Here is a 10,781-nt window from a genome sequence, read left to right as displayed (position 1 = left end):
GAGTTGGAGGTGGGGGCGGTCGGGCGACCCTCGGCTTACGGAGGCTGGCGGAGCCACCCCCACTCCTGACCTCTCCCCACAAGGGGGAAAGGGACGCGCTCTGCCTGCAAATGCAGATGTAGGAATGCCGTAGCGCGCGCCGAATTCCGCCGGGACGGTATATTTCTCTTCGCCTTCGTCCACTTGTGGACAGACGCTCCATTGATGATACGCTATGGCGCGAGACAGAAGGTGAACACCGCGTGTCCCATGCTCTCGACGACTGAGTCCTTCTTCGAAGGCAATCTCCTGCTGAAGGCTCTGTCCCCGGAGGATCGGGGACTGCTCGCGCCTCATTTCGAGCGTGCCGACGTTCGGCGTGGCGAGACCCTGTTCACCGTCGGAGCCAAGGTCTCGTTCATCTCGTTTCCCTGCGAGCAGACGGTCATCAACCTCATCGTCTCCATGCGCGACGGGCGGAGCGCGGAAACCGCCACGATCGGGCGGGAGGGCGCCGTGGGCGGCGTCGTCAGCCACGGCAGCCTCCCGGCCTTCAGCACGGCCCTGGTGCAGATCGGCGGGCCGGTCCTGAGGCTCGATGCCGCCAAGCTGCAGGACGCCAAGCTCCGCTCGACCACCCTGCGCAACCTCTTCACCCGCTACGCGGACTGCCTGCTGGGACAGGTGCTGCAATCCGTGGCCTGCAACGCCCTCCACCCGATCGAGGAGCGCTGCCTGCGCTGGCTGCTGACGCTGCAGGACAGGATCGGCACGGAAACGCTGCCCGTCACCCACGAACTCCTGGCCAACATGCTGGGCGTCCAGCGGACCTATCTCACCCGGATCCTGCGGACCCTGCAGATCCAGGGGCTGATCGAGGTCGGGCGCGGCCGCATCACCATCCTCGACCGCGCCAGGATCCAGGAGGCGGCCTGCGAGTGCCACGGCGCCGTGGTGAGCCATTTCGAGACCGTGCTGGGGGCCGTCTACGATGCCGAGGGGCGGATGCTCTCCGTCGATCCTCCGACGCAGCCGGGCCAGGACGATTCCGTCCGCGCGGCGGAATCCGTCTGATTCCGGGATGGTGGAGCGCCGCGGGAGTGGACGAGGCGTGCCGCTCCGGTGGAGACTTGCCGGGCTCAGTCTCCGATCTCATATCCGTGACGGAAAGCGTGGGGGCAACTTGCGAAATCTGACGGCGAGACTTGTTCGCCGCAAGATCTGACCGCATCTGATGGAACGGCGACCGCCCGTGTCTGACCCGAATACGATGACCATTGCGAAAGTCCCGTCACCCCGCCGGGGGAGCCGTCGCGATCCTTCATCGCCGGTGCCGGCCATGGCCGTCGGCGACAGGCGGGACGGCGTGGGTGCGAATGCCGACGGCGACAAGCCGTGCCGTGAGCGGAACTCCATCGACGAGCGCTACCGGCTGGTGGCCAAGGCGACCAACGACGTCGTCTGGGACTGGGATCTGGAGCACGACGCCATCGTGTGGAACGAGGCGCTCGAGACGTCCTATGGCTGGCCGCCCGGCCATGTCGGCCCGGGCTCCGCCTGGTGGCTCGGCAACATCCATCCCGACGACAGGGGCGCGGTCTCCGCCGGCCTGAACGCCGTCTTCGAAGGGCGCTCGGACCTGTGGAGCCATCAATACCGCTTCCTGAAGGGCGGCGGTGGCTACGCGGACGTGCTGGATCGCGCGTATCTCGTCCGTGACGCTTCGGGCATCCCGCTGCGGATGGTCGGTGCGATGCTCGACATCACCGTGCGAACCCAGTTGGAGGCACAGTTCCGCGCGGTGTTCGAGGGCGCGAATATCGGGATCGTCCAGTTCGATCCCCGCAGCGTCCTGGCGCTCCGGGTCAACGCCAAGCTCTGCGAGATCTGGGGCGCGCCGGAATCCGAGATCGTCGGGTGCTCCCTCGCCCAATGGACGCCCGCCGAGGATGCGGGCGAGCGCGAGGCCCTGCACCGGCGCCTGGCCACCGGCGAGACCCTGCAGGACCGTTTCGAGAAGCGCTATCGCCGGCGGGACGGGCGGCTCATCTGGGCGCGGGTCAACCTGGTCTCGCAGACTCTCGGCGACGAAGTCCACGCCATGGCGATGATCGAGGACATCACCGAGGAAAAGCGCGCGGATGCACGCCGTGACGCGCTCTTGAGCCTCGGCGACCGCCTGCGCGAGCTGCGCTCGAACGCCGAAGTCGTGGCGATGACGGCGGAGATCCTGGGCCGGACCCTGGCCACGACGCGGGCCGGCTACGGCATGGTCGACCTGCCGGCCGGACTGGTGACGGTGGCGCATTCGTGGTCGTCCGACGGACAGGTCTTTCCGAGCCAGACCCTGCCGCTGGACGAGTATCCCGCCAGCATCGCCAGCCTGCGGCGCGGAGAGGTGCTCGCGGTGCCCGACCTCGCCTCCGCGCCCGAACTCGACACGGATGCGGCCCTCTACATCGCCCAGGGCGTCCGGGCGGTGATCTCCGTCCCCCTGCTCCGGCGCGGCCGCCTCGTCGGCGTGCTCTACGCGACGGAGGCGTCGCCGCGCGCCTGGACCCAGAACGAGATCGATTTCGTCCGTGACGTGGCGGAGCGGGCCTGGAGCGGGCTGACCCGGATCGAGGCGGACGAGCAGCAGCGCATCCTCAACCGCGAACTCAGCCATCGCATGAAGAACACCCTGGCGATGGTTCAGGCGATCGCCTCGCAGAGCCTGCGCAACGTCACCGACATCGAGGCCGCCAAGCATGCGCTCGCCGCGCGCCTGATCGCCCTGGGCAAGGCCCACGACATCCTGCTGACCGGACAGCGGGAGAGCGCGGAGATGGAGGCGGTGCTGACGAGCGCCCTGTCGCTGCACGACGACCAGCAGCCCGGCCGGTTCCACCTGTCGGGTCCCGACATCGTCATCGGCTCGAAGGCGGCGTTGTCCCTCGCCCTGATGATGCACGAACTCGCCACCAATGCCGCCAAGTACGGCGCCCTCTCCCGGCCTGACGGCCGCGTCACCGTGGCGTGGAGCGTGGTCGCGGCGGACGAGGACGACACGATCCACCTCACCTGGTCCGAGCGCGGCGGCCCGCTCGTGCAGCCCCCGACCCGGAAGGGCTTCGGCTCGCGCCTCATCGAGCGCGGCCTCGCCGGCGCGGTGGGCGGCGAGGTCTCCCTCGCCTACGAACCGGACGGCCTGGTGTGCCGGGTCATGGCGCCTCTGTCGGGGTTCCAGGGAAATTTCTAGCGGCGGAAAGCGTCCCGCGCGCGCGGCCATTTCGGTGGTGAAAGCTTCATCGGGTTCCGGCCGGGGGCAAAATCCGACGCCGATATTGTAGCTGTACGCTTTTTGTTCTAGCTGGGTGACGGATATGCGTGGCGTGCGTCTTGCCCGCCCGGCCCGTGCGCCCGACATGGCGACCGGTGGCGGGGCCGTCGTCGTCGACCTCGCCGCATGACGTCCCGGAGACGATCGCCGCCGAGCGTCGTTGTCGACTGCCCGTTCCTGCAAGCCCTGCCGCCCAAGCCCTGCCGCCCAAGTCCTACCGCCCAAGTCCTGCCGCTCAAGTCCTGCCGCCGAAGAGACCCAATGGCCAAAGCAAAAGCCGCCGCCAAGAATTCACGGGGCCCGAAACCGCAGGGTCTGAAGACCCAAGCCGCGCAGGCGCAGGAGGAGAGCGTCGAGGCACGGATCGAGAAGCTGTTCGAGGGAAGCCCCGACCGTCGCGTCATCGCCGTGCGCGGCGCGCGCGAGCACAACCTCAAGAACATCGATCTCACGATCCCGCGCGACAAGCTCGTGGTCTTCACCGGCCTGTCGGGCTCGGGCAAGTCGTCGCTCGCCTTCGATACGATCTACGCCGAAGGTCAGCGCCGCTACGTCGAATCGCTCTCGGCCTATGCCCGCCAGTTCCTCGAGATGATGTCGAAACCCGATGTCGATCAGATCGACGGGCTCTCGCCGGCCATTTCCATCGAGCAGAAGACGACGTCGAAGAACCCGCGCTCCACCGTGGGGACCGTCACCGAGATCTACGATTACATGCGCCTCCTCTGGGCGCGGGTCGGCATCCCCTATTCGCCCGCCACCGGCCTGCCGATCGAGAGCCAGACCGTGAGCCAGATGGTCGACCGGGTGCTGGCCCTGCCCGAGAAGAGCCGGCTCTATCTCCTCGCTCCCGTCGTCCGGGGTCGCAAGGGCGAGTACCGCAAGGAGATCGCCGAGTTCCAGAAGAAGGGCTTCCAGCGTCTTCGCATCGATGGCGAATACTACCCGATCGACGATGCGCCCAAGCTCGACAAGAAGCTCAAGCACGATATCGACGTGGTGGTGGACCGGCTCGTGGTTCGCGCCGACATCGCGGCGCGGCTGGCCGATTCCTTCGAGACCGCCCTGGAATTGGCCGACGGCATCGCGCTGATCGAATTCGCCGATCCGGCCGAGGGCGAGACCATCACCTTCTCGTCGCGCTTCGCCTGCCCGGTCTCCGGCTTCACCATCGCCGAGATCGAGCCGCGCTTGTTCTCGTTCAACAACCCGTTCGGCGCCTGCCCGACCTGCGGCGGCATCGGCCACGAGATGCGGATCGACCCCGAACTGGTGATCTCCGACGCCAAGCTCAGCCTCAAGCGCGGTGCCGTCGGCCCATGGGCGAAATCCACCTCGCCCTATTACGGCCAGACCCTCGACGCCCTGGCCAAACATTACGGCTTCAAGACCAGCGTGCCCTGGTCGGACCTTCCCGAGACCGCGCACAAGGTCATCCTCTACGGCTCCGGCCGCGAGTCGATCCGCTTTGCTTACAATGACGGCATGCGTGCCTACGAGGTGAACAAGCCGTTCGAGGGCGTCATCCCGAACCTGGAGCGGCGCTACAAGGAGACCGAAAGCGATGCGTCCCGCGACGACATCGCCCGTTTCATGAGCGAGACGCCCTGCGCCTCCTGCGGCGGCAAGCGTCTCAAGATCGAGGCCCTGGCGGTGAAGGTCGCCATGCAGGACATCGGCGACGTCACCGCGCTCTCCGTGCGCGAGGCGCATCGCTGGTTCTCCGAACTGTCGGAGAAGCTGACGCCGAAGCAGAACGAGATCGCCTTCCGCATCCTCAAGGAGATCCGCGACCGGCTCACCTTCCTCGTCGATGTCGGCCTCGACTACCTCACCCTGGCGCGCGGCTCGGGCTCGCTCTCGGGCGGTGAGAGCCAGCGGATCCGGTTGGCTTCGCAGATCGGCTCCGGCCTCACGGGGGTGCTCTACGTCCTCGACGAGCCCTCCATCGGCCTGCACCAGCGCGACAACGAGCGTCTGCTCGGCACGCTGAAGCGCCTGCGCGACCTCGGCAATTCGGTGATCGTGGTCGAGCACGACGAGGACGCGATCCTCCAGGCCGATTACGTGGTCGATGTCGGCCCCGGTGCCGGCATCCATGGCGGCCGGATCATCGCCCAGGGGACGCCGGAGGAGGTGCTGAAGAACCCCGACTCCCTCACGGCGAAATACCTCACCGGCGAGATGAGCGTGCGGGTGCCCACCGCCCGGCGGAAGGGACGGAAGGGCAAGCTCACCCTCGTCGGCGCGCGGGGCAACAACCTGAAGGACGTGAGCGTCGAGATCCCGCTCGGAACCTTCACCTGCGTCTCGGGTGTCTCGGGCGGCGGCAAGTCCACCCTGATCATCGACACGCTCTACAAGGCGGTGGCCAAATCCCTCAACGGCGCCATGGAGCACCCGGCCCCGTTCGAGCGCCTCGACGGGCTCGAGAATCTCGACAAGGTCATCGACATCGACCAGTCGCCCATCGGGCGCACGCCGCGCTCCAACCCGGCGACCTATACCGGCGCGTTCACCCCGATCCGCGACTGGTTCGCCGGATTGCCGGAGGCGAAGGCGCGCGGCTACCAGGCCGGCCGCTTCTCCTTCAACGTGAAGGGCGGGCGCTGCGAGGCCTGTTCGGGCGACGGCGTCATCAAGATCGAGATGCACTTCCTGCCGGACGTCTACGTCACCTGCGACGTGTGCAAGGGCCGCCGCTACGACCGCGAGACCCTGGAGGTGAAGTACCGCAACCATTCCATCGCCGACGTGCTCGACATGACCGTCGAGGAGGCGGCCGACCTGTTCAAGGCGGTGCCGACGATCCGCGAGAAGATGGAGACCCTGGCGCGGGTCGGGCTCGGCTACGTCAAGGTCGGCCAGCAGGCCACCACCCTGTCGGGCGGCGAGGCGCAGCGGGTGAAGCTGTCCAAGGAGCTCTCCAAGCGCGCCACCGGCCGCACGCTCTACATCCTCGACGAGCCGACCACCGGCCTTCACTTCCATGACGTCGCCAAGCTCATGGAGGTGCTCCACGAACTCGTGGACCAAGGCAACACCGTCGTGGTGATCGAGCACAACCTCGAGGTCATCAAGACCGCCGACTGGGTCATCGACATGGGACCCGAGGGCGGAGATGGCGGCGGCGTCGTGGTGGCCGAGGGGACGCCGGAGCAGATCGCCAAGTCGAAGGCGAGCCATACCGGCCGGTTCCTGCGCGACGTGCTGGCCCGCCGCCCCCTCGCCGAGGTCACCGCTAAGGGTCGGGACGCGGCGGAATAGGCGTTCCGCCCGGCCCAAGGCCAAGCTCGATTCGACGGCACCTGGGAACGATGGCCCTGCTGCGGTGCACAGGCACCGGGCATGCGGGGATCGTGGTCCGCTGGCGATGCGCAAACTCCCGCCGTCGATTGCGCAATCGTCCTGCCGCATGGATCGGTCGCAACGGTTTGACCGATCAGCGTTATTTTGCAGACGCGTTGCTCAATGCGACGCCATGCCCGGCGGAATTCTGCTGAGAAAGTTAACAAAACCTTGCGCTGCACCGCGTCGAAATTGCGGCTTTTCCGCAACGGTTCGTTTGGAACTGCCTCGATCCGAAGCATTGGACTGTCAATCCGATCCGACCTGTAGAATAGTTCTCAGCGTTGAGACACGAATTCGGGCCGCAAGGGGGGCCCTACGCACTGGATGTCAGCAAGCCGCAACAATGCGGCACTCGGCACGATGGTTCGTAGGTCTGCGCGGCGAATGCCTGAAATCCTTGGGAAGGACGAGACAATGACGAAGAACTGGCTGGCCACCGGCGCACTGGCGCTGACCATGGGCATGAGCGCCACGGCTTCCTACGCACAGACCACCACGATCCCCGGCGAGCAGGTCGGCCTCGCCACCGGCGCGCCGCTGCCCGAGGGCATCTACGCCCTGAACACCTTCGTCTACCAGTCGCGTGACAACTCGGCTCTGGACGTCGGGATCAACATTCCCGTGCTGGTCTGGTCGACCCCGCTGGTTCCGCTCGGCGGCCGCATCGAGCTCCTCGTGGCTCCCCCGACCGTGTTCACCTTCGGCAAGAGCGGCGCGAACGGCCTGCGTGACACCTCGATCAACGTCGGTACCTTCGTCGGCGGCATCTGGGCCTTCGACCTCGGCAACAACTTCGGCGTCAGCTTGCTCGGCGGTGTCTACCTGAACGAGCTGAACGGTGACCGTGGTGTCCTGCGCACGAATGCCGGCGCTCTCGCCAACACTGCCGTGCTGCCCCAGCTTTCGTCGAACACCTACCGCGTCGGCGTTGCCGCCAGCTACACCGGCGATGGCTACAATCTGACCGCAAACCTCACCGCCAACATCTACGATTCGCCGTCCTCCTTCGGCAGCGGCCGTGACTTCGGCACGGTCTACTCTCTCTCCGACTCCCTCAACCTCGACCTGACCGCGACCAAGAAGTTCGGCAAGTTCGAGATCGGCGCCATCGCCTACGGCACCGTCAACTTCGACACCGGCGCCAAGGCTGGCGGCATCATCAACGCCGCCCTCAACGATCGTGGCCGGTTCCTGATGGGTGGCCTCGTCGGCTACGACTTCGGCTTCGCCACCGCGCAGGTCTACGTCGCCCGCACCGTCGCGACCACCAGCTTCGACAGCACCGAGATCTCGGGCCGCCTGATCGTTCCGCTGTACTCGCCGACCCCGGTCGCCGCTGCTCCGGCCCCGATCATCCGCAAGTACTGATCTCGAGCTCAGCGGCGAGGGTTGTCCTCGCCGCCGTGCGGATCACGAAAGCCCGTCCGACCTTCAGGTCGGGCGGGCTTTTGCTTTGGAGGAGGCGCTCGCGTCCCGCCGTATCTCACACGAACACGACTTTCTGCAGCGTTCCCGAAACTTTCCTCTTCCGGGCTCCGTAACGAGCGATGACCCCCGCGAAGGGGATAGCTCGAGAGGAACGCCCCATGACCAACACCCGTCGCCCCGTGGCCTCCACGTTCGCCGCCGTCGCCCTCGCCTTCAGCATGGGCGCCGCTTTCCCGGTGGCCGCGCTCGCCAAGAACCCGATGGTTGGCGGCGCTCCGATGTATGCGTCCAAGAACATCGTCGAGAACGCGGTCAACTCGAAGGATCACACCACCCTCGTCGCCGCCGTGAAGGCCGCCGGCCTCGTCGACACCCTCGCCGGCCCCGGCCCCTTCACCGTCTTCGCGCCCACCAACGCGGCCTTCGCCAAGCTGCCGGCCGGCACCGTGGAGACCCTGGTGAAGCCCGAGAACAAGGCGACGCTGACCGCGATCCTCACCTATCACGTCGTCCCCGGCACCCTGACCGCCAAGGACCTCATGAAGATCGCCAAGGATGGCGGCGGTGAAGGCCAGATCAAGACCGTGCAGGGCACCCCGCTCGTGGTCCAGACCAAGGGCAAGGCCGTGTACCTCACCGACACCAAGGGCAACACCGCCAAGGTGACCATCGCCAACGTGATGCAGTCGAACGGCGTCATTCACGTCATCAACGGCGTTCTGCAGCCGTAAGACGTCTTTCTGGATCCGAAACTCATCCCCCGGCTCCCTTGGAGCCGGGTTTTTTTATGGGCTTTCGTAAGACCCCCGCGGTCGCGGATCGACGATCGCCCTTCCACTACTCCACCGGGAGGTCTCCCCCCTATCAGTCCGCGCGGCTGAGCTTGCGTGCGCTGGCGAAGCGGTTGAGGAAGCGCGGCTCCTTCTCCGGCGCCACGCGGATGGCGAGGTGGATCGTGCCCGCCTCTTCGGCGCGGCGGTCGAGAACCTCGGCATTCTCGTAGAGCCAGTTGAGCGCCGCACCGTCCTCGGGCGCGAGGGTGACGGCGAAGGTGGAGCGGCGCTTGGCGATCCGTGCCTCGATCCGGCCCGACAGGGCCGCCAGGCCCTCGCCCGTGAGGGCGGAGACCAGGATCGGCACGTCGCTGTCCCGGTCGTTGCGCCCCTGGGCACTCAGGTTGAGGAGGCGCGTGCGCTCCGAATCGTCGAGCAGGTCGGCCTTGTTCCAGACCTCGATGATTCGCTCGGCCGTGGTTTCGATCCCGAGTTCGCGCAGCACGTCGCCGACATCCTCCGCCTGCGCCTCCGAATCGACGTGGCTCACGTCGCGGACATGGAGCAGGATATCGGCCTCGATCACGTCCTCCAGCGTGGCGCGGAAGGCGGCGATGAGGGCCGTGGGCAGTTCCGAGATGAAGCCCACCGTGTCCGAGAGGATCACCGTCTCCCCATGCGGCAGCTTCGTCGCGCGCGCGGTCGGGTCGAGGGTCGCGAACAGCATGTCCTTGGCCATCACCTCGGCCTTGGTAAGGGCGTTGAACAGCGTCGACTTGCCGGCATTGGTATAGCCGACGAGGGCGACGATCGGGTAAGGCACCCGCGCCCGGCTCTCCCGGTGCAGGCCGCGCGTGCGGGTGACGCTGTCGAGCTCGCGCTCGATCTTCGTCATCCGCTCCTGGATCATCCGGCGATCGGCTTCGATCTGTGTCTCGCCGGGGCCGCCGAGGAAGCCGAAGCCGCCGCGCTGACGTTCGAGGTGGGTCCAGGACCGCACGAGGCGGCTGCGCTGGTAGGCGAGATGGGCGTGCTCGACCTGCAGCGTGCCCTCGCGGGTGGAGGCGCGCCGGCCGAAGATTTCGAGGATCAGGCCGGTGCGGTCGATGACCTTGCAGCCGAACGCCTTTTCCAGGTTGCGCTGCTGCACCGGCGACAGGGCGCAATCCATCACGACGAGGCCGATCTCCTCGGCCTTGATCCGGCCGGCGAGCTCTTCGACCCGGCCCTTGCCCAGATAGGTGGAGGGGCGGATGCGCGAGACCGGCGCGATGATGGCCTCGGTGACGTCCAACTCGATGGCCACGGCGAGACCCGCCGCCTCGTCGATCCGCGCCTCGCTCGAGCGCGAGACGTCGGCCGGTCCGCCGCCTGTCCGGGGAGCGGCGGACCGGGTGAGATAGGGGCCGATCACCAGCGTATGGGTCGCGGCCGCGATCTCACCTTCGGGAGCGGCCATCGCCTGGAGCCGGGCTTCGCCCGGCGTTGTCATTTGCGTCATGAAATTCGGTTCGACCCTGTCCCCTGAAGATGAGGAGAATGGGCCTTTGCCGACGTCAAACAAGGGCAGTCTTCGGTCCTCGTCCGATGTTCGGCGTCAAACGTCTCTCAACGTCTCGTCATGGGCAAGACTGCCGACGTCGCTTCACGCCTTATCGGGGGCCGTCTCGTCCGGCTCGAACAACTGAACCGGGTGGCCGGGCATGATCGTCGAGATCGCGTGTTTGTAGACGAGCTGCGAATGCCCGTCCCGTCGCAGGAGGACGCAGAAGTTGTCGAACCAGGTCACGACGCCCTGAAGCTTGACGCCGTTGACGAGGAAGATCGTGAGCGGGATCTTGTTCTTGCGGACATGATTGAGAAACGTGTCCTGCAGGTTCTGAGCGCGTTCGCCCGCCATTTTTTATTAATCCTTCTTAAGAACCTGC

7 protein-coding genes are annotated in these 10,781 nt (G+C 66.7%); 5 read left to right on the top strand and 2 right to left on the bottom strand.

What is annotated here, in order from left to right:
* Positions 1 to 249 precede the first annotated feature (249 nt).
* The 5 genes from MBTS_RS20305 to MBTS_RS20285 all read left to right on the top strand — a co-directional run bounded on the left by MBTS_RS20305 (position 250) and on the right by MBTS_RS20285 (position 8,811).
* Positions 250 to 1,053 carry a Crp/Fnr family transcriptional regulator gene (locus tag MBTS_RS20305; protein WP_056141581.1) on the top strand — a complete coding sequence of 268 codons (804 nt, stop codon included), beginning with the start codon at positions 250 to 252 and terminating at the stop codon, positions 1,051 to 1,053.
* A gap of 265 nt (positions 1,054 to 1,318) precedes the next feature.
* Positions 1,319 to 3,220, top strand: coding sequence for a PAS domain-containing sensor histidine kinase (locus MBTS_RS20300; protein ID WP_192216345.1), 1,902 nt, complete (start codon positions 1,319 to 1,321; stop codon positions 3,218 to 3,220).
* Between the two features lie 342 nt (positions 3,221 to 3,562).
* A complete protein-coding gene (gene uvrA / locus MBTS_RS20295) occupies positions 3,563 to 6,568 on the top strand; it encodes an excinuclease ABC subunit UvrA (protein WP_192216344.1) in 3,006 nt (1,001 codons plus the stop codon).
* 498 nt (positions 6,569 to 7,066) lie between these two features.
* Complete coding sequence (locus tag MBTS_RS20290) at positions 7,067 to 8,020, top strand: transporter family protein (protein WP_056157460.1); 954 nt, start codon at positions 7,067 to 7,069, stop codon at positions 8,018 to 8,020.
* A gap of 218 nt (positions 8,021 to 8,238) precedes the next feature.
* Positions 8,239 to 8,811: a fasciclin domain-containing protein gene (locus tag MBTS_RS20285; protein ID WP_192216343.1), complete on the top strand. Its 573-nt coding sequence runs from the start codon at positions 8,239 to 8,241 to the stop codon at positions 8,809 to 8,811.
* 133 nt (positions 8,812 to 8,944) lie between these two features.
* Here MBTS_RS20285 and hflX read toward each other — a convergent pair whose 3' ends face one another.
* The gene (hflX, locus tag MBTS_RS20280; protein ID WP_026175814.1) at positions 8,945 to 10,354 is read right to left on the bottom strand and encodes a GTPase HflX; all 1,410 of its coding nucleotides are present in this window, start codon (positions 10,352 to 10,354) and stop codon (positions 8,945 to 8,947) included.
* A gap of 144 nt (positions 10,355 to 10,498) precedes the next feature.
* Positions 10,499 to 10,753 carry an RNA chaperone Hfq gene (gene hfq, locus MBTS_RS20275; RefSeq protein ID WP_009866358.1) on the bottom strand — a complete coding sequence of 85 codons (255 nt, stop codon included), beginning with the start codon at positions 10,751 to 10,753 and terminating at the stop codon, positions 10,499 to 10,501.
* Between the last annotated feature and the right edge of the window lie 28 nt (positions 10,754 to 10,781).

The organism is Methylobacterium bullatum (genome assembly GCF_014845095.1).
GTDB lineage: Bacteria > Pseudomonadota > Alphaproteobacteria > Rhizobiales > Beijerinckiaceae > Methylobacterium > Methylobacterium bullatum.
Note: the sequence above shows the minus strand (reverse complement) of the source record. Positions and strands in the feature narration are given on the sequence as shown.